We start from the raw sequence: 21,371 nt of genomic DNA, 5'->3' as shown, positions 1-21,371 counted from the left end.
TTTTTTAAAATTTAACATGAAAAAATTAGCTCTTTTGGCAGCTATCTTATGTTTGACTAGCTGTGCTCCAAATAAAAAAACGAAATCTCAAAAACCAAAATTAGTAGTAGGTGTTGTTGTTGACCAAATGCGTTACGATTACCTCATCCGTTTTGCTAACAAATATGGAAACGATGGTTTTAAGCGCTTATTAAACAATGGATTTTCTTTAGAAAATGCTCATTATAATTACATTCCAACGTATACCGCTGTTGGACATACTTCTATTTATACAGGTACTACTCCAACTAACCATGGAATAATTAGCAATGATTGGTATGATAAATATGCAAAGAAATCCATTTATTGTGTAGATGATAGTAATTATAACACTATTGGAAATGATGGCGATGGAGGTAAAAAGTCTCCTTATAGAATGATGACAACCACCATGACCGATCAATTAAGGTTAGCGCAAAATATGAATGGGAAAACCATTGGTATTGCCCTTAAAGATCGTTCTGCTATTTTACCTGCTGGTCATACTGCTAATGCAGCATATTGGTTTGATGGAGGTGAAAAAGGACAATGGATCTCTTCGTCTTTTTATTTAAATGAATTACCTACTTGGGTACAAGATTTTAACAAATCTGGTAAAGTAGATGAGTATTTAAGTAAGCCTTGGGAAACATTATACGATATCAATACCTATACAGAAAGTATTGAAGACGACAATAATTTTGAGGTAACATTTAAAGGGGAAGAAAAACCTGTTTTTCCTCATGATATTCCTTCTTTAAGAAGCAAGAATAACAACTATAGTATTATTAAAGCTACACCTGCAGGAAACTCTCTTACGACCGATTTCGCCAAAGCAGCTATTATTAATGAAAAACTAGGAAAATCTGAATATACAGACTTTATTGCTATCAGTTATTCTTCTACTGATTATGTGGGACATCAATTTGGAGTTGCATCCAAAGAAATTGAAGACACGTATTTACGTTTAGATAAAGATTTAGCCGATTTATTCCAGTTTTTAGATACACAAGTTGGGAAAGATAACTATACTTTGTTCTTAACAGCTGATCATGCTGCGGTGCAAGTTCCTTCTTATTTACAATCGGTAAAAATACCTGCAAACTATATTAAGCCTGTTGCTTTTAAAAACTTTTTAAACGAGGTTACTTTAAAACACTTTAAATCTGATGAAATCATTGAAAACGTTTCTAATTTTCAAGTATTCTTAGCTAAAGATAAAATTCAAGATTTAAAACTTGATTATCAAACCGTAGCTCAAACCATTGCTGATGAAGCTATCAATTATAAAGGAATTTATAAGGCTGTTACTGCAAAGACATTACAAACTACCACATTTACTAATGGAGTATTAAACTCTTTACAAAATGGTTATAATCAAAAATTTTCTGGAGATGTTATGTTAATACCAACTCCATCAACGATAAGTAGTAGTTCTAAAAAAGGAACCACACACGGTTCTGGATATACGTATGACACTCATATTCCTATGATTTTTTACGGAAACGGAATCAAACAAGGTACATCAAGAAAGAAATACGAAATTGTAGATATTGCTCCTACAATCTCTAATTTATTACAAATTCAGTTTCCAAATGGATCCTCTGGTAAAATTATAGATGAAGTTCTTGAGTAGAGAATTTAGAGTTTAGAAAAGAGACTATAAAAAACTCCAACTTGATGTTATCAAATTGGAGTTTTCTTTTAATTAATTCATTTTTAAATTACCGAATTACCACATTGCTTATTTAGGATTATTCAGTATCACTAATGCTCCAATAACTCCTGGCACCCATCCGCAAAGGGTTAATAAAAATACAATCACCACCGACCCACATCCTTTTCCTAGTACTGCCAAAGGAGGAAAGAAAATTGCTAATAAAACTCTTAGTAAACTCATAGTCTTTTTTTGGTTAATACACTTAAAAGACGATTTTCACTGAAAAATGTTACAGTTACTCCATTATTACTAAAGTTTTTTATTTCTATTTTTTTCCTACATCAACTTTCCAAAGAAAATTGCATTCATCAATAACTTGTTAGTTCCGTACCAAAAAGCTCTAAAATTAGTATTATCAGTGAAAATAATTACGCTACCACTTCCTAACTTTTCTGCTTTAAAAGGAACCGTATTTTTTAATTCTTTTAAATTTTCTTTTGAAATATAACCACTCAATAGCGGGTTATTGGTGTATTGAATTGGGTTATTATAACTCTTAGTATCAGGTTGTATAAACTGTTTCGTGTTTCTAAACAAAGCAATCCTGTCATTTTTATAACCAAAATTAATTGGATGTGAACGATCTAGTTTCGCTTCAAAAATAGCTCCTCCAATTACTTGCGCTCCCGATTGCAACGAACGATTTTCAAACGTCACATTAGTAATAGAGTCTATTTTCACTTTATTAAATTTCACATTGATAAATCCTTTGTTCGACAGCCAATCTATTGCATTTCTATATCCGATTAATACGCCTCCATTACGCACCCAAACTTTTAATTTTTCCTCTAAATTCTTATCAATAGGTTGACTATTGGGAACAATAATCGTTGTGTACTTCGCTAAATTTATTCTTGAAGCATAATCTGTATCTAGCTTTGTTAACTTCATATGATAACGTTGATCTAACAAATGCCAAATCTCTCCAGCATCACTACTTGTAATCTTGTTTCCAACCAACATAGCTACTTTTTGTGGTTTTACTGCTTCAAAATTTCTACTTCCTAAATCAATTCCTTCATTTAAACCAGTAGCTACTCCTTTGATTTCAATATGGTTTTCGTTGGCTATTTTCCCTAAAAAATCAAATAATTCACTTCCTTTTAGCTGTTGATTTTGAGCTGGGATAAAAATGGTTCCGTAATCGTAAGAATCGTTACCATTTACAAAGTTCTTCATCGCTACTTTTGCGCGCAATCCTTTTTCTAAAATAGCATTCAATGCTTTAGGTGTATTATACTCATTCCAAGAGAATAGATATCCTACACTACTTTTTTGTAGAATTGTTCCTTGTTTTGGTTGTAATTTAGTCACCTCTACTCCTGCTTTTGACAATGAAACATCATCCACAAAATCAACTCCGAACGCATAATTGAATGTCCATGCTGACACATCGTAAAACAAACTATCTTTAAATGAAGTTTGCACATCAAACATCGCTTTTACCAATCGATGGTTTTTCTGATTCATTGGTATTACATAGCTATATCCCTTTTTGAAATTTTTCCCTTTTAAAGTAAAATCTTCTTTTAATTCATGAAATTTAATTTGATGACGTTGCAAAACCTCTGCTAAGTGATTGGTTTTCCCTGCATCCTTTTCATCGCCAAAAACAATAGCGTTATTTTTTTCTGAGCTTCTTGAATTTTTATAGAAATCTTGTTGATATTGTAAAATTTTCGTTCGCATATTTTTAGCAGCTTCCAAAGTTGACAATGCTGCTGTAAATTGATTGCGAATTGTGAATGGAAAAGTCAATACACCGTTATCACTTTCTTGTGCATGTCCCCGAGAACTTCCTTGTTCAAACAAAATACCTATACCTCCATTAATATCTGGAAAAGTTGAACCTTTTCCATAATAAAAATCATCAAAACTTTCTTCTGAATAGTAAGTTGACCCAATTTTATCTAACGCTTTTGCATGAAAAGCAGCAATTTCTTTCGTCAATTCCTGATTCATTTTTGGAGTTAACGGATTCGTTCTACTAGGAATTCCTGGTTGAAAAAAGAAGGTTGAATTGGTTCCCATTTCATGATGATCGGTTAAAATATTGGGTAACCATTGATGAAATGTTTCAATTCTTGCTTTACTCTCAGGTAATTGAACCGGTAACCAATCACGATTCATATCAAACCAATAGTGATTGGTTCTTCCTCCAGGCCAAACCTCATGATACTCTCTATCATTTGGATCAGGGTTGATGTTATTTGCTTTATTTGTATTTACCCAATAAGCAAATCGCTGCAAACCATCTGGATTCAACGACGGGTCAAATAAAATCACTGTCTTCTCTAATAATTCTTCTATTTTCTCTCCTTTTCCTGCTGCCAAGTAATAGGCTACAGCTAAAGCTGCGTTAGATCCACTAGCTTCATTACCATGAATTGAAAATCCTTGATATACTACAATCGGGCTATTAGTTATATCGACAGAAACATCATCGGTTGCTTTGATGTGATTTTTTCTTATTTGTTCTAAATTCTGATGATTTTTAGACGATGTAATTGTCAATAATAATAAAGGTCTTCCTTCGTAGGTTGTTCCTCTATTTTCAAGTGTTACCCTATCTGAAGATTTTGCCAAAGCCTTCATATACTCCACTAATTTATCATGTGTTACATGCCACTCTCCTACTTCATGTCCCAAAACTGATTTTGGTGTAGGAATATTTTTGTTATAAGAAACATCTTTAGGCAAATAATAACTCAAATCGATTGTTTGAGCAGATAGTGTTGTACAGATAAATAATAGCAGTGTAAATAGTTTCTTCATTAGTGGATTCATTAATTTGCTTTAATCATTTCTTTCAAAACTAATTATTTATGCTCTCTAATTCTAAAATTAACTAAAGATTAACAAGAAAAAAAGCCCAGAAAAAATTTCCGGGCTTTTTATTTTTTTGTTCTATTAACTAAGTCTAACCAAAAATCTCATTCAATAATTTAGCTAAACGTAATCCTCCTTTTTGTAATTGTTCTCTTACAACAGGAAAATATACATACGAATAACGGTAGCGTAAGTTTTCTCCCACCTCAGCAGACTTGTATACTTCCTTTGTCAATTGATGTGTATCTTGTAACCAATCTATTACACTTCCCTTTTGAATAGCTTTTATTTGTTCTTTTGATAAGTGTTTAGCATTGTTAGCCAATTCTATGTAACTCATGTCATATTTATCAATCAAGTTCTCATCCCAAACTCTGTGTAAATTAGAACCTTCTCCATGCCATTGAACCTGTATAGTATTCCCGCCTTTATCTTCTTTTTGACCTATATGCAATGGTTGATGTAAATCTCCTATTAAGTGTACTAACATTTTCAAATAAAAACGCTTATCTTCTACTGAACTATTAGCATTCTTCAATACTTTCACACATTCTGCTATACCTGTTACTAAATCACCCTCTGGGTTTTTCTCTACATCTTCATAACGAACATCTAACGGCATGTTCACGTAATGCCAAGTATAAAATTTTCCGTATTTTTTTCTATCAGATTTTATTTCATCTGCATAAGTTGACACAAATGCTAAACTTTCTCCTTGTAATAATTTTTCTATTTCCTTTTTAGCTCTTTTTGTTAAATGCTTCTCAGCTATTTTTCCTGTAGCTCTATGACCTGTAGGTCCCCAAATATCTTCATTATTAGCAGCAAAAGAAACGTTCACAAATAAAATAGTTACTAATAGTAAAAGCTTTGTTTTCATCTATAATTTATAATTAAAATTGAATGCTAAATTATAAAATATTTACTCAAAAATTTGGATTTAACAAAAATTAACTTATATCTTTGTGATATCATTTTAATATCACTTTAAATTAAAACAAATGAAAGCAGAAAAAATCATCAAACCAGCCAACGGATATTTAATGTTTGTTATCGTGTTACTCTCATTTATAGGAGGAATTGTATTGACTGTTAAAAATGAAAATCCAGCATATATCTTATTAACCATACTGGCTTTTATTTTAACCTTAGGTTTTATTCTAGTAAACCCAAATTCTTCTAAAGTTTTATTATTCTTTGGAAAATATGTGGGTACAGTTAAACAAAACGGATTGTTTTGGGCTAACCCTTTATATAAAAAGAAAACAATCTCATTAAGGGCTAGTAACTTTGACAGTGAACGTTTAAAGGTAAATGACAAATTAGGAAATCCTGTTATGATTAGTACTATTTTGGTATGGAGAGTTACTGAAACCTATAAAGCTGCTTTTGATGTTGACAATTACGAAAACTTTGTTCGAGTTCAAACCGACGCTGCTGTTCGTAAACTTGCAAGTATGTATCCTTATGATAATTTCGCTGATGAAGGCCATGAAGAAGACATTACTCTACGTTCTAGTGTAAATGAAGTAAGTGAAGCCTTAGAAAAAGAATTAGAAGAACGTTTAGCTATCGCTGGTATCGAAGTTTTAGAAGCACGTATTGGTTATTTGGCTTATGCACAAGAAATAGCAAGTGCTATGTTAAAGCGTCAACAAGCCACTGCTATTGTTGCTGCACGTCATAAAATAGTACAAGGAGCTGTTGAAATGGTAGATATGGCTTTGAATGAATTGAACAAGAAAGAAATTGTTGAATTAGACGAAGAGCGCAAAGCAGCTATGGTGAGTAATTTATTAGTGATTTTATGTGGTGATAAAGAAGCCTCTCCAGTAGTTAATACTGGGACATTAAGTCACTAAACCCAATAAAACCACTTAATAAATGAAAGAATATAAAATCATACATAGAAAATTTAGCTGGTCTAACGGACGACAAAAATTCGAAGATGATCTGAACAATTATGCGAAACAAGGTTGGAAAGTAGCTAGTGCTTACCAAGTAAGTGATGGTAATATTGAAGTTATTTTAGAACGAGATAAAAACAGATAAGATGAAAATCTTTAAAGAAGAACAACGTTTTACACAGCTTTGGTTGCTAATAATCTTAGCCGTAAGTTTAATTGTCCCCATAACACTTATTGTTAAAGAGTATACGCAAGAAAACTCTACAATGAGTTCAACAGAGTTTATGCTTGTTCTACTTGGTTTAACTTTATCTTTTGCGTTTATCTTTATTTTTAAGCTAAGCACAAGAATAGATGAGTACGGAATTCATTATCAATTTTTTCCGTTTCATCTTTCAATGAAAAAAATAGCTTGGCATGAAATAAACAATGCTTATATCAGAACTTACAACCCTATTGGAGAATATGGTGGCTGGGGATTAAAAAGAAGTTTTTTCAGAAACAAGGAAAAAGGAACTGCTATCAATATTTCAGGAGATGTTGGAATTCAGCTAGAACTGAAAAATGGTAAAAAAATACTTATTGGAACTCGTAAAAAAGAAGATGCAATACGTGTTTTGGAAAATTATCAATATAAAATCAACTAAAATGATTGTAGCTATAACATATTTGATAATCTGCGTTTTGACCTTTATAATTTCATTTATTTAGAAGAAAAAGGAAATTGTATTTTTGCAATCATTTTTTACAATTCTAAAAAATAGTTTTAAAACAACACATGGCAAAAAAGAAAGCATTTGCATTGCGTATTAATGAAGATATGCTAAAAGCCATTGAAAAATGGGCTTCCGATGAATTTCGATCTACCAATGGTCAGATCGAATGGATGCTTATGCAAGCTCTTAAAGAAGCTAATCGTGAGCCTAAAAAGAAAGAAGAATAACTGTAAATCTTAAAAGCTTATTATAAATAACATCCAATTTTATTAAGCAACAATCTAACACTAAGCAAACCACTATAGCATTTGTAAACACAAACACTACTCTTATTTTTTAATCAAAAAAACTGTTTATCTATTATCTATGATAGGCAAAAAAAGTTGGAAAAAATCACCCTTTTTGGGTGATTTTTTATTTCCTCCAATTTGTACTTTTATCATGCTATTAATACAAAATGTTATGAAAAACAATACATATCTTTTTTAAATACTTTAAAGTAAAAATATTTTTTCGCGAAAAATAGACACATATTCTGAGTGTCTTTAAATGTTCAGAGGTTATATTAAATTTTAATCTATTAATAATGAAAAATTCTATTAAAAATTTAGGAACAGTTTTAAACAAAACAGCTCAACAAATAATCAATGGTGGCGATGCTTTTTGCCAAACATATTGCTGGGGAGAAGGAGGAGATCAATCAACTGACTTAAGCAACCCTGAATGTATTAGATGTCTTAGCCATACTTTATAAATTTGTTTTAAACAATTTATAAAAAGCTGCCTTTAAAGGCAGCTTTTCTTTTTTGATTTTGAAGGAGAGATATACAATCAAAACTAGTTTGGTACCGGTTTTACATACAAAGTTTCTAAATATAAAAAAACTTCAAACTGGATATTGACTAATTTATATAATAAGATTGGTAATTTTAATAGAATTCAACTAAGAGTAACAATCAACAAAAGTCACAAAAAAATAGAACTAACTATAATTTCATACTTTAGCTAAAATTAAATTTTAAAATGGGAGCACCTCTTTTTACTAACGATGCAATTGTATTTGGTATTTTAATGATTTCTTTAGGTTTTGTATTTTATACAGAATCAAAAACTTCAGGATTTTGGCACAAGTTTTATAAAATAGTTCCAGGTTTATTCATGGCATATTTTATTCCTGCAATATTCACCACTTTAGGAGTGATTTCTCCTGAATGGGAAATTACAAATGCAGCTGATGAAGTTGTAAAAAATAAATCTCAATTATATTATGTATCCAGTAGGTTTTTATTACCTGCAGCCTTAGTATTAATGACATTGAGTATCGACTTAAAAGCTATTTTTAACTTAGGTTCTAAAGCTTTAATCATGTTTTTTACAGGAACTGTTGGTATTATAATTGGTGGTCCCCTTGCTATTTTATTAATCTCTATTTTTTCACCAGAAACAGTTGGTGGTGCAGGATTTGATGCTGTATGGAGAGGTTTATCTACCCTTTCTGGAAGCTGGATTGGTGGTGGAGCAAACCAAACAGCGATGTTAGAAATTTACAAATATAACCCTGCGAAGTATGGAGGGATGGTATTTGTTGATATCGTTGTTGCCAATATATGGATGGCTATTTTACTAATAGGAATTGGTAAGAAAGATAAAATAGACAAATGGTTAAAAGCTGATAATTCTGCTATAGATGATTTAAAAGAACGCGTTTCAAAATTCACCCAAAGTGTTAAAAAGAATCCTACTTTAACCGATTTTATGATAATGCTTGCTATTGCCTTTGGTACTGTTGGATTTGGTCATTTTGCAGCTAAATATTTAGGAGACTTTTTCGGTTCTATAACAGCTCAAATAGAATCTCAAACATGGAGAAATATCTTTTCGTTCTTAGGCTCAAGTTTCTTTTGGTTAATTAGCATCTCTACTGTTGTAGCTGTTCTATTATCATTTACCAAAGCTAAAAACTATGAAGGTGCTGGAGCTAGTAAAATAGGAAGTATTTTCATTTACATTTTAGTAGCAACCATTGGAATGAAAATGGACTTAACCTTGATTTTTGAGAATATGGGGTTAATTGCTATTGGATTAGTGTGGATGGCTATACATGCAGGATTGTTAATCTTAGTAGCTAAATTAATTCGTGCACCCTACTTTTTCTTAGCTGTAGGTAGCCAAGCGAATGTGGGTGGTGCAGCATCTGCACCTATTGTAGCACAAGCTTTTCACCCTTCATTAGCAACTGTAGGTGTTTTGTTAGCAGTTTTTGGATATGCTATTGGAACTGTTGGTGCGATAGCGTGTACAATTTTAATGGAAATAGCCTCTAAAGTTTAAGAGAAATCTGCATATTTGCATCTAATAAATTTTGAACTCAATGAAGAAAATTATTGCTCTTTTCGCAATTGCCCTAGTAGCTTTTGCTTGTTCCTCTAAGAAAGAAGGAAATATGATTGTTAAAGGTCAGATCAAAGGATTAAAAAAAGGTACTTTATATCTTCAAAAAATGAAAGATACAGCTTTAGTGTCTGTAGATTCTATGGCTTTATTAGGCGATGATAAATTTATATTGACCGATGATGTTCAATCTCCTGTAGTATACTATTTAACTTTTGATGGTAATACAACTGATAAGCATATTATGTTTTTTGGTGAAGAAGGTGAAATTACTATTAACGATAATATTGAAGAGTTTGGCTTTAAACCTGAAATAAAAGGTTCTAAAAACCAAGAGGTAATGGATAAATATCGCGAAGTAAATCAAAAGTTTATGGATCAGCGATTAGAGTTTATCAAGAAAGAAGTAGAAGCTCGCCAAGCTAAAGATGAAGAATTACTTAAGCAATTAGAAACTGATTACAATAAAATGGTTCGTCGTCGTTTTTTATTCACTACAAACTTTGCTATAGCAAATGCAGATTATGAAGCAGCACCATTTATTGCCTTATCAGAATTGTACGATGCTAACATTCAATTGTTAGACACTATCAATAACAGTTTAACTGATAGGATTAAAAATTCTGATTATGGTAAACGTCTACAAAAATTTGTAAGTGATATTAAAGCTGAAGAGAAAAAATAATTGAACTCTCTTTTCAAAATATAAAAACCGTTGTTATTTTTTCAACGGTTTTTTTATTTTGTTATTTTTGAAAAAAAAGAAATATGAAAAATATAAAAGGTATTGTTACTTTCAAATTGCTATTCTTAACACTGTTCTCTTTTTCTCAACAAAAGACTATTTCTAGAGACTGGACTTCGCTTACTCAAACTGTTAACATCAATTCAGAAAACAAAAAGAAGTTTAAAATAGTAGGTAGTATAAAAACAAAACCTCTTGATGAAATGGCTTGGAGTGGTTTATGGGCTAGAGTTGACACAAAGGATGGTGAAGTTGGTTTTTTTGATAATATGAATAACAGAAGAGTAAGAAGTGACGAATGGAAACAGTATACTATTGAAGGATATATAAATAAAAATTCAAAATCTTTAAACTTTGGAATGTTATGTTCTTATAATGGTGATTTTTATTTTGATGATATTAAGCTATTTATTGAAGATGAAAAAGGTGACTTTAAAGAATTTAAATTAGTAAATAGTAACTTTGAAGAAGCTGTTATCAATAATGAAATAATCGGTTGGAATGAGTCTACTAATAACAAAAAATCTGTTAGAGTAAAAGAATACTCTTTAGAATCTAGTAATGATAGTTTTTCTGGAAAACAATCTTTACTTATAAAAGGTAAAGGTATAAAAGTACCAGATCAAAAATGGGGATATATAGGAAAAGAAAACGCGAAAAACCCTGAAATAGAAAGCATGATTTCGATGTTAGAAGATTTAAAAAGAAGGGTTGAACGTACTGTAAAAAATTTACCTCAAGAACACGTAGACCATTTACATGACCCTAAAGCTAACAGAATTGGTGCATTAATTATGCATTTAGCCGCTGCAGAAGTTTATTATCAAGAATATACTTTTGGTGAACCTTTAATTAATAAAGAGAAAACAGAAGAATGGGAAGCTGGAATGGATTTAGACAGTAAAGGAAGGGATTTGTTACAAGGTAAACCCATTGATTATTATTTAAAGATATATAATAACGTAAGAGAAAAAACCATAGAAGAATTACGAAAAAGAAATGATAAATGGTTTAAAAGTGTAAATGCTGGTAAAAGTATATCTAACCAATATGCCTGGTTTCATGTAATGGAACATCAATCAAGTCACTTAGGACAAATACTATTCCTAAAAAAGAGATTACCTGAATTGAAAAAAGAAGTTAAAATTAAAGAAACCATTAAAAACTAAATAAAAAAGCTCATTCAATTTGAATGAGCTTTTTTATTTAAATTTTGAACGACATTACAGGGAGTTCACTATGATTCGCTATATCTTCAGAAATACTACCTTCAAAAAAGTGTGCTATTCCTTTTCTTCCGTGAGTAGCTACTACTAAAACATCTGAACCTACTTTATCAGCATAATAAAAGATTCCTTTTTCAACTGAAAAATCTGATATAATCTTTACATTTTTTATGTGCTCTTCGCTCTCGTCTGCTTGGTAAAAAAAGCGTAGCATTTTTTCTTCTAATTCTTTAGTGCTTCTAAATTTAGAAGTAGGTGTACTTACATATACCAATTCTATATTACAACCTATTTTTTTAAAAAAGTCTTTAGCTTTTATATAAGGTTTAACATCATCGTCCGAAAAATCGCAAGCAAATATTACTTTCTCTATTCTTTTCGAAATCGGTTTTTCTTTGATTACTAACACAGGTGTATGTGCATAACGGATTACCTTCTCTGTATTAGAACCGATAAACATTTCTTTTAAACCTTCTACTCCTTTCGACCCCATTATTATCAAATCAGCATTTTCTTCTCTAGCCAATTTATCTAATTCACTAAAAATTTTAAAGTGCTTTATTACAGGAGTCACCTTTATATTTGATAAATAATCCTTTTCTAAAAAATCGGTGAATTTTTTTTCCGTCAGTTTTAAATAAAATAACATTTCTTGCTGAATGTAACTTTCTGACTGACTAATTACAGCATTCGATAATTCTAACATATGCACAGCTACTACTTCCGCTCCAGTTTGTTGTGCTAAAAAAGCAGCCGTTTTTAAAGCGTTTTCCGAATGCAATGAAAAATCAACGGGTACTATTATTTTTTTCATAATATAATCATTTAAGAGTGTTTATAACCTTTCCTATAAAGTTACCTAAATTTTAGCAGTAAAACTATGATAATCATCATCAAAATTGTTTTAATGACAACCTTCTACAGAATTATGAAGCTCGGTAACTGGTAATGGAGATACATATGGGATTCCTAAACCTAAACCACGTAAAACAAATAAAACCCCAATAAATATTACTACGTAAGGTATGATTTGTTGAATTTTCTTTCGTAGCAATCCGCTTGCAAAATTACCAACATAAACAACCGATGTCATTAACGGAATGGTTCCTAAACCAAAAAGAAACATATACAAACTACCTGACAACATATTAGTAGTGTTCAATGCCCCAAAAACAGCCATGTATACCAATCCACAAGGTAAAAAGCCATTTAAAAACCCAATGGTTAAAAAAGTATCATTTCCTCTATTTTTAAGTTCTTTTCCTAAGGAAGATTTCACTTTTATTACCCACTTATTTATTGGTTTTGACAAATTGTATTTTTGAAAGGTTTTAGGGAGCAGAATGATTAAAATCATTAAGATTCCAACTATGATTGAAAGCTGCTGCTGAAAACCAAAGAAATAAAATCCTTTACCCAAAGCCCCAAATAATAACCCTATTAAGCTATAAGTAAATAAACGTCCTAAATGATAACTCGTAATTTGAAAAAACTGTTTTACCTTGTTTGTTCTATCTACAGGTAGCATGAAAGCTATGGGACCGCACATACCTATGCAGTGAAAACTTCCTAAGAAACCTAATATGATTGCTGAAAGAAACATTAGTAAACTAATTCTTCTTGGTATAAATAATCTTTACTTTTGTAAGTCCAGGAAACTGTGATGTTCCAGCGACCATCCAACAAACGATTCTCAGGCACGAGCAAATATGTATTGGAAAGCGAAATAGGCATTTCAAAATCCAGTTGTTTATCAGATGGTCTATATAGGAACACTTTTCCTTTTATATCTTTAGGATTAAAATCTGTTGGAAAATGGATTTTTAATCCTTCTGAAATTCTTTCTATTTTAATTTTCTCTTTTAAAGTATTCGCATTTTTAGTAGCATTAATTTTATGCTGAAATTCTAATTCTTGCTGATAATATTTTTCTGTTACTAAATCGTGATTATAGTTTTTATCTGTACTCATGGTTATAACAAAATACATGATAAACCCTATAAACCCAATAATTGCGATTACTATGCCCGTGCCCCAGTTTAGTTTCATTTTATTTAGTTTTAGGTTAGGTCGAGTACAGTCGATACCCTTATATTTTTATTTCTCTACTGTACTAGAGATAATTTTTTATCTATAACTTCTTGGTCCTAAAAAATTGGTCGTTGTGGTTTCTATTAATTTATTTCCACTATACACCCCTATTTTTAAGCTTACTTTTTCCTTCTCCATTTCTGATTGATGTAACTCTATAAACAGTGTACCTTCTGCTAATCCTTGCTTAGGTACTTCAAAATTTTGATGTGTTACTGTTTCTATCTTTCCTTTATGAGATAACAGTTTATAGCTTACATCATCTATTTGTTTGGTTGTTTTATTAATTACTTTGTAAGTATATATATTACTAATAATATCATTTTCTTTGTGTTGATATAATTGCCCTGGTAGCCTTAAAATTGTAGCTTCAACATCATTTCTTAAGAATAGCATTCCAACTAAAATTCCTGTCAAGATGAATAATACTGCTGAGTATCCTTTCATTCTAGCTGTAAATTTGAAAGGCGCTTTCTTTACAATGTTTTCTTCACTTGCATAACGAATCAATCCTTTAGGTAAACCTACCTTCTCCATCATATGATCACACTCATCAATACACGCTGTACAGTTTACACACTCCAACTGTGTTCCATTACGAATATCTATTCCTGTAGGACATACATGTACACATTGAAAACAATCAATACAATCTCCTTTTCCTAAAGCCGTTCTATCTTCATTCTTTTTAAATTTACCTCTTCCTGTTTTTCCTTCTCCTCTTACATGATCATAAGCTACATTGATCGTTTTATTATCAAGCAATACTCCTTGTAATCTTCCATAAGGACAAGCAATAATGCACACCTGCTCTCTAAACCAAGCAAATACAAAATAGAATACCCCTGTAAAAATTAATAAGGATATTAATGTACTAATGTGATCTAGAGGATTCGTTGTTATATAGCTAATTAGTTCATCACTCCCTATAAGATATGCTAAAAAAACATTGGCTATAATAAACGAGATGATAAAAAAGATACTCCATTTTAAAACTCTCTTTTTAATCTTTTCAGCATTCCATGGTTGCTTAGCTAAGCGCATTTGCTTTCCTCTATCTCCTTCAATTGCATATTCTATTTTCCTAAAAACCATTTCTAAGAAAATGGTTTGTGGACAAATCCACCCGCAAAAAATTCTACCAAAAACAACGGTAAATAGGATTATAAATACCACGCCAATAATCATAGAAATTACCATTAAATGAAAATCTTGTGGCCAAAAAGGAAATCCGAAAATATTAAACTTGCGTTCTAAAACATTAAACAGTAAAAACTGGTTTCCGTTAATTTTTATAAAAGGCGCCGATAATAAAAAGGCTAATAAAAAGTAACTTACATAGCTACGGTATTTGTAAAACCTACCACTAGGTTTTTTAGGAAACACCCAAGCACGTTTTCCCTCTTCGTTTATCGTACCTATGCTATCTCTAAACTGTTCGTTTTTGGGTGTTTCCATATCAACTATTAAAAACTAATTTGTAATAAAATTATACTTTATTGTATGCTATCTTTTGGTTGTTCTCCTGAGGTTTGTGTTTGCCCTTCTTCTACATATAATTCACCTTGAGGAGCTTTTGGTTTTGCTGGAGTTGTACCTTGTAAAGACATAATATAACTAGCTACTTTTTGAATGTCATTAGGTTTTAAGGTTTTATTCCAAGCTACCATTCCTTTTCCATCTCTACCACCATTAGAAATGGTATTAAAGATATTTTTAATTCCTCCTCCTAAAATCCAATATTGATCGGTTAAATTAGGACCTATACCTCCACCACCATCAGCGATGTGACATGCAGCACAGTTAAGATTAAAAACAGCTTTCCCTCTACTTAAATCAGCTTCTGATGTTAAAACAGTAACTGTTTCTGCATCAATAACAGCTTCTTTTGAAGTTGATTTGAACGTTGCCAATTCTCTTTTTGCTTTTTCAACTGCTTGTGCATACTCCATATCTTGATTATCTGCCCCAAGAACATGATATCTTACTAAATATACAGCTGCAAAAATTATAGTCGCGTAGAACATGTACAACCACCATGGTGGTAAGTTATTATCTAACTCTTTTATTCCATCATAGTTATGATCCAAAATAATTTCATCCTCTTCTTCAACAGCTTTAGCTGCTGTCCATTTACTAATAATTTTTTTAGCCCAAGCCCAATTATCAACTTCTTCAGGTTGAATACCGTCTTTCTCCATTTGAAGCTGCTCTGCTTTTTGCTGCGCTACAATGTTTAATGTTTCTTTCAAAACAACTACCATTACCAACGCTACAATTGCTATCCATACTAAAGGATGCTCGTATAAACTAAATGGATTTTGGTATGATTTAATTGCAATAGCGATAGTAAAAAAAGTTACTGCAACAAAAATGATATATACTATAGATTGAAAATACTTTTTCATCTTGTTTAATTTTACTAGTTATCTAATGGTAAATTACTTACCCTACTTATATATTCTTTTTTAGCTGTGAACACCCACCAAAACAACACTACAAAAAATGTAAAGAATATGGTTAGTGATATTATTGGGTATACCTCAATACCTGCAATGGTTTCCATATGGCCTTTTATGAACTTTAACATAATTTCTAGTTTTTAGCGCTTAATTGATCTTGAACATCTTTAATCTTAATATCAGTACCTAATCGTTGTAAGTAAGCAATTAGGGCTACGATTTCTCTATCTTTCATCTCAATGAAAGTTTGTCCGTTTTCTTGAGCGTACTTTTTATCTGCTTCATAATTTGTTGCAAAATCAGGATCAGCATATAAGCTCTCTTGAATTTTAGTTCCTTGCTCTTCCATACTTGTTTGTGCATTAGCAATATCTTCTTCTGTATAAGGAACCCCTAAACTCACCATTGCCTTCATTTTTCCTTCAGTATCGTTCTTATCTAATTTACTTTTCACCAACCATTGATATGATGGCATGATAGAACCTGGTGAAGTACTTTGTGGATCGTACATGTGATTTAAGTGCCAACTATCGTTATACTTTCCTCCAACTCTAAGTAAGTCTGGCCCTGTACGTTTAGACCCCCATAAGAATGGATGATCGTACACAAACTCTCCTGCTTTAGCGTACTCTCCATAACGCTCTACTTCTGATCTAAATGGACGTACCATTTGCGAGTGACATCCTACACATCCTTCACGGATATAAATATCCCTTCCTTCTAATTCTAGTGGAGTATATGGTTGCACACTTGTAATTGTTGGTATGTTAGATTTCACTAATAATGTTGGTATAATTTGAACAACACCTCCAATTAAAATAGCTATCGTAGCATAAATTGTTAATTTGATTGGTCTTCTTTCTAACCATGTATGCCAACCTTCTTTCGTTGTTCTATATTTAGAAACCTTTGTTAATGCTGCTGCTTCTGCTAATTCATCAGTTACTTCACTACCTGATCTCACAGTTTTAACAATATTATATAGCATAACGAAAGCTCCAAGGATAAATAAACTTCCTCCAATAGCACGCATCCAATACATTGGAATGATTTCGTTAACCGTTTCTAAGAAGTTTCCATATGTTAAGGTTCCATCTGGATTAAATTGTTTCCACATTGAAGCTTGTACAAATCCTGCTACATACATAGGTAATGCATACATGATGATACCTAAAGTTCCAATCCAGAAGTGGAAGTTAGCTAATGCTGTAGAGTATAATTTTGTTTTGAACATTCTTGGTACTAACCAGTATAACATACCAAAGGTTAAGAATCCGTTCCATGCTAAAGCACCTACGTGTACGTGAGCAATAATCCAATCACTAAAGTGTGCTATTGCATTTACGTTTTTTAACGATAGCATTGGACCTTCAAAGGTTGCCATACCATAACCCGTAATGGCTACTACCATGAACTTTAATACAGGATCAACTCTTACTTTATCCCAAGCTCCACGTAGTGTCAATAAACCATTGATCATACCTCCCCAAGACGGTGCAATTAACATTACAGAAAATGCAACTCCTAAGTTTTGAGCCCAATCTGGTAACGAAGTATATAATAAGTGGTGTGGCCCTGCCCAGATGTATATAAAAATTAATGACCAGAAGTGTACAATAGATAATCTATACGAATATACTGGGCGATTTGCCGCTTTAGGAACAAAATAATACATCAATCCTAAAAACGGAGTCGTTAAAAAGAATGCAACGGCATTATGTCCGTACCACCATTGTACCAAAGCATCCTGTACTCCTGCATATACTGAGTAACTTTTTAAGAAGCTTACAGGTAGTTCTAAACTATTAAAAATGTGCAGTACTGCTACGGTTACAAAAGTTCCTAAATAGAACCATATTGCTACGTATAAATGACGTTGTCTTCTTCGTAAGATTGTCCAAATCATGTTCGCTCCAAAAGCTACCCAAACTAATGCTATGGCAATATCAATTGGCCATTCTAATTCGGCATATTCTTTTGAAGTTGTATACCCTAACGGAAGTGTTATTGCTGCTGCAACAATTATTAACTGCCATCCCCAAAAGTTAAAGTTACTTAAAAAATCACTCGCCATACGGGCTTTCAGTAATCGTTGTAGTGAGTAGTAAACTCCTGCAAAAATGGCATTTCCTACGAATGCAAAAATTACTGCGTTCGTATGTAATGGTCTTAAACGTCCAAAACTTAACCACGAAATTCCGCTAGTTAAATTTGGGAACAAAAACATAAAAGCCAATAACAATCCTACTGAAAAACCTACTATTCCCCATAGTAAGGTTGCGTAGATGAATTTTTTTACGATCTTATTATCGTAATAAAATTGTTGCATTTCCATAATCTATTTGAATTTAATATCTATTGTTAGTTGTTAATATTGTCTTCTTTTACCAATTCATCGTCAAACAGCATACGAACTGATGGCGTATACGAATCATCGTACTGCCCATTTTTTACCGAAACAATAAATGCTATAAAAAAAACAATAGCCACTAAAATACTTAGTGTAAGTAGTAAGTAAATAACGCTCATATCTTGCCTGATAATTATAGTTCAAAAATAGGTGTGAAGACTTTCTTAAAATATGACTTTTGTCATGTTTCAAAATTTGTTTGAAATTTTTTAGCCATAAAAAAAAGGATTTTATATTCATGAATATAAAATCCTTTTTTTATTAAACATCTCAGAAGTTTAACCTAAAACTCTTTTTAACCCTGTCATTAAATTTCTTTCCAAAATCTCATACTTTCCATCTGATAAGAATAACTCTTTTATCTCTTTAAATAGCTTATTTATTTCCTCTTTACTATAGTTTAAGTTTTTAAGTGATTCATTAATTTTTTGAATACTCGCATAGTCATTATCTTTTACAAACTCATCATGCATTTTCTTATATGTTTCTTGGTTTGTCTTTAACGAAATCGCTTCAATTTCTTCTTTTGTTTCTTTATAATTGGCATTTATACAAAAAATAAAAAGATAGGTTTGTAACTCTTCTTTGGACCAATCTACTACAAATTTTTTCATGACATGTGATTTTAAGTTTACTCAAATTTAATCGTTTTTTAAGTAGACATGCAATGATAATTATCATAAACCACTTATTCACAAAAAGTTAAATCGTCATTGAAAACAATTTCGTTTCGGGTTGTTTTTGATGGAGTTTTTTATCAAATGCCATACAAATATTTCTCACGTACGGTCTGGCTTTTTCTGGAACCGTTAGATTACTTCCTTTAACTGAAACTAATCCATCAGCTATCATCTCTTCTAACTTTTCTATATATATTTCCACATTTTCTATCTGTAATTGCTCTTCTTCCCACGAAGTAGCAAAATGACACATTATATTCAAAATATGTTTTCTCATAATTAAGTCTTCTTTTGATAAAATATGCCCTCTAAAAACAGGAATTTCTCCTTCATTAACTACCTTTTCATACTCTTTTACTGTCTTTACATTTTGTGCAAATCCATACCACGAATCGGATATTGCAGACATTCCCAACCCAATCATTAATTGTGTTTTATTGGCTGTGTATCCCATAAAATTACGGTGTAATGTTTTTTCTTGGGTTGCCTTGTATAAACTATCTGTAGGCAATGCAAAATGATCCATTCCTATTTCAACATAGCCCATTTCTGCGAACAAATCCTTCCCTATTTCGTATAACTCACGCTTCTCTTCATTTTTAGGTAAATCATCTTCATTAAAACCACGCTGCCCCACTCCTTTTACCCAGGGAACATGTGCATAACTATAAAACGAAATTCTATCAGGTTGTAATTCTTTTGTCTTATTAATGGTGTAGATTACATTCTCTTTCGTTTGAAAAGGGAGTCCAAACACTAAATCATGGCTAATGGATTTGTACCCTATTTCTTTTGCCCAATTGTGTACTTTTTGAACATTTTCAAAAGGTTGAATTCGATGAATTGCTTCTTGTACTTTTGGATTGTAATCTTGTACCCCAAAACTTACTCTGGTAAACCCTAAATCATATAACGTTTGTAAGTGTTCTTTCGAAGTATTATTAGGGTGTCCCTCAAAACTAAATTCATGATCAGGATGTCTTTCTGCATTATTAAAGATTCCTTCAATTAGTCTTTTTAATTGTGTTTCTGAAAAAAATGTGGGTGTTCCTCCTCCTAAATGAATCTCTTTTATTACTGGTTTTTCATCAACCAGATCCACATACAACTGCCATTCTTTTAGAACTGTTTCTATATATGGATCTTCTACTTCATGACGTTTTGTTATGTGTTTGTGACAAGCACAAAACGTACATAAACTCTCACAAAACGGTAAATGAATATACAAGCTGATTCCTTCTGATGAATTGCTTTCTATAAACGATTGTTTAAAAGTTTTTATCCATTTTTCTTTTGAAAATGTTTCATTATCCCAATACGGAACAGTTGGATAACTCGTATATCTTGGTCCTGGAATGTTATATTTTTGAATAAGTGAGTTCATGTTCTTGATACTATTTTGTTTCTTTCTTCAACAAAATCACTCGAACTGACATTAGGCCAATTCTAAAGCAATTTCTATCATTTCTTTAAAAGTTTGTTCTCTTTCATCAGCTGTGGTTCTTTCACCTGTAACTAAGCTATCAGAAATAGTTAAAATTGATAGTGCATTTGCTTTGTGCTTTGCTGCTACAGTATATAACCCGTTGGTTTCCATTTCAACACATAACACACCATAATCAGCCCATTTTTTATAGCTTTCAAATTCATCTGCATAAAACTCATCCGAACTTAATACGTTACCCGCTTTGATTGGTATCTTTTTTTCTTTAGCTACCTCTATCGCTTTTTGAAATAACTTAAAACTTGCAGTAGGCGCATAATCAGCTCCATTAAAACGAACTGTATTCAGTCCTGAGTTGGTTGAAGCTGCCATGGCAATAACAATGTCTCGTATTTCTACTTCTCTTTGATATGATCCTGCTGAACCTACTCGAATCAAATTTTTTACTCCATACTCGGTAATCAACTCATGACAATAAATTAATGTAGACGGAATTCCCATACCCGTACCTTGCACCGAGATTCGTTTTCCTTGATAGCTTCCTGTAAAGCCTAACATTCCTCTTACATCATTATAACAAGCAACGTCCTCTAAAAAAGTGTCTGCAATCCATTTTGCTCTCAAAGGGTCACCTGGTAATAAAATGGTTTCTGCGATGTCTCCTTCTTTAGCTTCAATATGTATACTCATTTTTGGGATATTTTGGTTACTAAACTTTTGTTCGTTTGGGGT

At 31.8% G+C, this 21,371-nt stretch carries 23 protein-coding genes; 9 read left to right on the top strand and 14 right to left on the bottom strand.

Going from position 1 to position 21,371, the window contains the following annotated elements:
- Nucleotides 1–16 precede the first annotated feature (16 nt).
- On the top strand, nucleotides 17–1,654 hold the full coding sequence (gene pafA, locus ACQY6M_RS12070; protein WP_428742143.1) for an alkaline phosphatase PafA: 1,638 nt from the start codon (nucleotides 17–19) through the stop codon (nucleotides 1,652–1,654).
- 108 nt (nucleotides 1,655–1,762) lie between these two features.
- On the opposite strand, the gene ACQY6M_RS12065 is transcribed toward pafA, so the two are convergent.
- From ACQY6M_RS12065 to ACQY6M_RS12055, 3 genes are all read right to left on the bottom strand, one after another.
- Nucleotides 1,763–1,918 (bottom strand): YqaE/Pmp3 family membrane protein, encoded by a 156-nt coding sequence (locus ACQY6M_RS12065; RefSeq protein ID WP_133537141.1) that lies wholly within the window; start codon nucleotides 1,916–1,918, stop codon nucleotides 1,763–1,765.
- Nucleotides 1,919–2,014: 96 nt separating this feature from the next.
- Nucleotides 2,015–4,513, bottom strand: a complete 2,499-nt coding sequence (locus tag ACQY6M_RS12060; RefSeq protein WP_428742142.1) for a M14 family metallopeptidase — start codon at nucleotides 4,511–4,513, stop codon at nucleotides 2,015–2,017.
- A gap of 145 nt (nucleotides 4,514–4,658) precedes the next feature.
- Nucleotides 4,659–5,447, bottom strand: a complete 789-nt coding sequence (locus ACQY6M_RS12055) for a S1/P1 nuclease (RefSeq protein ID WP_428742141.1) — start codon at nucleotides 5,445–5,447, stop codon at nucleotides 4,659–4,661.
- 121 nt (nucleotides 5,448–5,568) lie between these two features.
- Between ACQY6M_RS12055 and ACQY6M_RS12050 the strand changes: the two genes are divergently transcribed.
- The 8 genes from ACQY6M_RS12050 to ACQY6M_RS12015 all read left to right on the top strand — a co-directional run bounded on the left by ACQY6M_RS12050 (nucleotide 5,569) and on the right by ACQY6M_RS12015 (nucleotide 11,495).
- Nucleotides 5,569–6,429, top strand: a complete 861-nt coding sequence (locus tag ACQY6M_RS12050) for an SPFH domain-containing protein (RefSeq protein WP_428742140.1) — start codon at nucleotides 5,569–5,571, stop codon at nucleotides 6,427–6,429.
- A gap of 22 nt (nucleotides 6,430–6,451) precedes the next feature.
- Nucleotides 6,452–6,619, top strand: a complete 168-nt coding sequence (locus ACQY6M_RS12045) for a DUF4177 domain-containing protein (protein WP_428742139.1) — start codon at nucleotides 6,452–6,454, stop codon at nucleotides 6,617–6,619.
- Between the two features lies 1 nt (nucleotide 6,620).
- Nucleotides 6,621–7,121 (top strand): hypothetical protein, encoded by a 501-nt coding sequence (locus ACQY6M_RS12040; protein WP_428742138.1) that lies wholly within the window; start codon nucleotides 6,621–6,623, stop codon nucleotides 7,119–7,121.
- Between the two features lie 131 nt (nucleotides 7,122–7,252).
- Complete coding sequence (locus ACQY6M_RS12035) at nucleotides 7,253–7,417, top strand: Arc family DNA-binding protein (protein ID WP_428742137.1); 165 nt, start codon at nucleotides 7,253–7,255, stop codon at nucleotides 7,415–7,417.
- Nucleotides 7,418–7,776: 359 nt separating this feature from the next.
- On the top strand, nucleotides 7,777–7,944 hold the full coding sequence (locus tag ACQY6M_RS12030; protein WP_428742136.1) for a hypothetical protein: 168 nt from the start codon (nucleotides 7,777–7,779) through the stop codon (nucleotides 7,942–7,944).
- Between the two features lie 269 nt (nucleotides 7,945–8,213).
- Complete coding sequence (locus ACQY6M_RS12025; RefSeq protein WP_428742135.1) at nucleotides 8,214–9,521, top strand: DUF819 domain-containing protein; 1,308 nt, start codon at nucleotides 8,214–8,216, stop codon at nucleotides 9,519–9,521.
- A 40-nt stretch (nucleotides 9,522–9,561) separates the two neighbouring features.
- Complete coding sequence (locus ACQY6M_RS12020; RefSeq protein WP_428742134.1) at nucleotides 9,562–10,266, top strand: DUF4369 domain-containing protein; 705 nt, start codon at nucleotides 9,562–9,564, stop codon at nucleotides 10,264–10,266.
- Nucleotides 10,267–10,349: 83 nt separating this feature from the next.
- Nucleotides 10,350–11,495, top strand: a complete 1,146-nt coding sequence (locus tag ACQY6M_RS12015) for a DinB family protein (RefSeq protein WP_428742133.1) — start codon at nucleotides 10,350–10,352, stop codon at nucleotides 11,493–11,495.
- Nucleotides 11,496–11,532: 37 nt separating this feature from the next.
- Here the strand turns inward: ACQY6M_RS12015 and ACQY6M_RS12010 are convergent, their stop codons facing one another.
- The 11 genes from ACQY6M_RS12010 to deoD all read right to left on the bottom strand — a co-directional run bounded on the left by ACQY6M_RS12010 (nucleotide 11,533) and on the right by deoD (nucleotide 21,329).
- Nucleotides 11,533–12,366, bottom strand: a complete 834-nt coding sequence (locus ACQY6M_RS12010; RefSeq protein WP_428742132.1) for a universal stress protein — start codon at nucleotides 12,364–12,366, stop codon at nucleotides 11,533–11,535.
- Nucleotides 12,367–12,456: 90 nt separating this feature from the next.
- Nucleotides 12,457–13,155 (bottom strand): sulfite exporter TauE/SafE family protein, encoded by a 699-nt coding sequence (locus tag ACQY6M_RS12005; protein WP_428742131.1) that lies wholly within the window; start codon nucleotides 13,153–13,155, stop codon nucleotides 12,457–12,459.
- Nucleotides 13,155–13,601 (bottom strand): FixH family protein, encoded by a 447-nt coding sequence (locus ACQY6M_RS12000; RefSeq protein ID WP_428742130.1) that lies wholly within the window; start codon nucleotides 13,599–13,601, stop codon nucleotides 13,155–13,157. Before ACQY6M_RS12000 ends, ACQY6M_RS12005 begins: the two co-directional genes overlap by 1 nt.
- A 78-nt stretch (nucleotides 13,602–13,679) precedes the next feature.
- Nucleotides 13,680–15,101 (bottom strand): cytochrome c oxidase accessory protein CcoG, encoded by a 1,422-nt coding sequence (gene ccoG, locus ACQY6M_RS11995; protein ID WP_428742129.1) that lies wholly within the window; start codon nucleotides 15,099–15,101, stop codon nucleotides 13,680–13,682.
- 38 nt (nucleotides 15,102–15,139) lie between these two features.
- Nucleotides 15,140–16,051 (bottom strand): cbb3-type cytochrome c oxidase N-terminal domain-containing protein, encoded by a 912-nt coding sequence (locus tag ACQY6M_RS11990; RefSeq protein ID WP_428742128.1) that lies wholly within the window; start codon nucleotides 16,049–16,051, stop codon nucleotides 15,140–15,142.
- 14 nt (nucleotides 16,052–16,065) lie between these two features.
- Nucleotides 16,066–16,233 carry a CcoQ/FixQ family Cbb3-type cytochrome c oxidase assembly chaperone gene (locus ACQY6M_RS11985; protein ID WP_428742127.1) on the bottom strand — a complete coding sequence of 56 codons (168 nt, stop codon included), beginning with the start codon at nucleotides 16,231–16,233 and terminating at the stop codon, nucleotides 16,066–16,068.
- A gap of 5 nt (nucleotides 16,234–16,238) precedes the next feature.
- Nucleotides 16,239–18,440 carry a cytochrome-c oxidase, cbb3-type subunit I gene (gene ccoN, locus ACQY6M_RS11980; RefSeq protein ID WP_428742126.1) on the bottom strand — a complete coding sequence of 734 codons (2,202 nt, stop codon included), beginning with the start codon at nucleotides 18,438–18,440 and terminating at the stop codon, nucleotides 16,239–16,241.
- Between the two features lie 26 nt (nucleotides 18,441–18,466).
- Nucleotides 18,467–18,634, bottom strand: coding sequence for a cbb3-type cytochrome oxidase assembly protein CcoS (gene ccoS / locus ACQY6M_RS11975; protein WP_428742125.1), 168 nt, complete (start codon nucleotides 18,632–18,634; stop codon nucleotides 18,467–18,469).
- Nucleotides 18,635–18,793: 159 nt separating this feature from the next.
- Nucleotides 18,794–19,129, bottom strand: coding sequence for a hypothetical protein (locus ACQY6M_RS11970; protein ID WP_428742124.1), 336 nt, complete (start codon nucleotides 19,127–19,129; stop codon nucleotides 18,794–18,796).
- 88 nt (nucleotides 19,130–19,217) lie between these two features.
- The gene (gene hemN, locus ACQY6M_RS11965; RefSeq protein WP_428742123.1) at nucleotides 19,218–20,579 is read right to left on the bottom strand and encodes an oxygen-independent coproporphyrinogen III oxidase; all 1,362 of its coding nucleotides are present in this window, start codon (nucleotides 20,577–20,579) and stop codon (nucleotides 19,218–19,220) included.
- Between the two features lie 51 nt (nucleotides 20,580–20,630).
- Nucleotides 20,631–21,329, bottom strand: coding sequence for a purine-nucleoside phosphorylase (gene deoD, locus ACQY6M_RS11960; protein ID WP_428742122.1), 699 nt, complete (start codon nucleotides 21,327–21,329; stop codon nucleotides 20,631–20,633).
- Between the last annotated feature and the right edge of the window lie 42 nt (nucleotides 21,330–21,371).

The organism is Tenacibaculum sp., from assembly GCF_050290165.1.
In the GTDB taxonomy this organism is placed as follows: Bacteria; Bacteroidota; Bacteroidia; order Flavobacteriales; family Flavobacteriaceae; genus Polaribacter.
The sequence above is the reverse complement of the archived record's forward strand: the minus strand, read 5'-3'. Positions and strand labels throughout refer to the sequence as shown.

Excerpts from the sequence above, each read along its gene's own strand:
- pafA (WP_428742143.1), top strand. The coding sequence starts at position 17 with ATGAAAAAATTAGCTCTTTTGGCAGCTATCTTATGTTTGACTAGCTGT.
- ACQY6M_RS12065 (WP_133537141.1), bottom strand. The coding sequence starts at position 1,918 with ATGAGTTTACTAAGAGTTTTATTAGCAATTTTCTTTCCTCCTTTGGCA.
- ACQY6M_RS12060 (WP_428742142.1), bottom strand. The coding sequence starts at position 4,513 with ATGAAGAAACTATTTACACTGCTATTATTTATCTGTACAACACTATCT.
- ACQY6M_RS12055 (WP_428742141.1), bottom strand. The coding sequence starts at position 5,447 with ATGAAAACAAAGCTTTTACTATTAGTAACTATTTTATTTGTGAACGTT.
- ACQY6M_RS12050 (WP_428742140.1), top strand. The coding sequence starts at position 5,569 with ATGAAAGCAGAAAAAATCATCAAACCAGCCAACGGATATTTAATGTTT.
- ACQY6M_RS12045 (WP_428742139.1), top strand. The coding sequence starts at position 6,452 with ATGAAAGAATATAAAATCATACATAGAAAATTTAGCTGGTCTAACGGA.
- ACQY6M_RS12040 (WP_428742138.1), top strand. The coding sequence starts at position 6,621 with ATGAAAATCTTTAAAGAAGAACAACGTTTTACACAGCTTTGGTTGCTA.
- ACQY6M_RS12035 (WP_428742137.1), top strand. The coding sequence starts at position 7,253 with ATGGCAAAAAAGAAAGCATTTGCATTGCGTATTAATGAAGATATGCTA.
- ACQY6M_RS12030 (WP_428742136.1), top strand. The coding sequence starts at position 7,777 with ATGAAAAATTCTATTAAAAATTTAGGAACAGTTTTAAACAAAACAGCT.
- ACQY6M_RS12025 (WP_428742135.1), top strand. The coding sequence starts at position 8,214 with ATGGGAGCACCTCTTTTTACTAACGATGCAATTGTATTTGGTATTTTA.
- ACQY6M_RS12020 (WP_428742134.1), top strand. The coding sequence starts at position 9,562 with ATGAAGAAAATTATTGCTCTTTTCGCAATTGCCCTAGTAGCTTTTGCT.
- ACQY6M_RS12015 (WP_428742133.1), top strand. The coding sequence starts at position 10,350 with ATGAAAAATATAAAAGGTATTGTTACTTTCAAATTGCTATTCTTAACA.
- ACQY6M_RS12010 (WP_428742132.1), bottom strand. The coding sequence starts at position 12,366 with ATGAAAAAAATAATAGTACCCGTTGATTTTTCATTGCATTCGGAAAAC.
- ACQY6M_RS12005 (WP_428742131.1), bottom strand. The coding sequence starts at position 13,155 with ATGTTTCTTTCAGCAATCATATTAGGTTTCTTAGGAAGTTTTCACTGC.
- ACQY6M_RS12000 (WP_428742130.1), bottom strand. The coding sequence starts at position 13,601 with ATGAAACTAAACTGGGGCACGGGCATAGTAATCGCAATTATTGGGTTT.
- ccoG (WP_428742129.1), bottom strand. The coding sequence starts at position 15,101 with ATGGAAACACCCAAAAACGAACAGTTTAGAGATAGCATAGGTACGATA.
- ACQY6M_RS11990 (WP_428742128.1), bottom strand. The coding sequence starts at position 16,051 with ATGAAAAAGTATTTTCAATCTATAGTATATATCATTTTTGTTGCAGTA.
- ACQY6M_RS11985 (WP_428742127.1), bottom strand. The coding sequence starts at position 16,233 with ATGTTAAAGTTCATAAAAGGCCATATGGAAACCATTGCAGGTATTGAG.
- ccoN (WP_428742126.1), bottom strand. The coding sequence starts at position 18,440 with ATGGAAATGCAACAATTTTATTACGATAATAAGATCGTAAAAAAATTC.
- ccoS (WP_428742125.1), bottom strand. The coding sequence starts at position 18,634 with ATGAGCGTTATTTACTTACTACTTACACTAAGTATTTTAGTGGCTATT.
- ACQY6M_RS11970 (WP_428742124.1), bottom strand. The coding sequence starts at position 19,129 with ATGAAAAAATTTGTAGTAGATTGGTCCAAAGAAGAGTTACAAACCTAT.
- hemN (WP_428742123.1), bottom strand. The coding sequence starts at position 20,579 with ATGAACTCACTTATTCAAAAATATAACATTCCAGGACCAAGATATACG.
- deoD (WP_428742122.1), bottom strand. The coding sequence starts at position 21,329 with ATGAGTATACATATTGAAGCTAAAGAAGGAGACATCGCAGAAACCATT.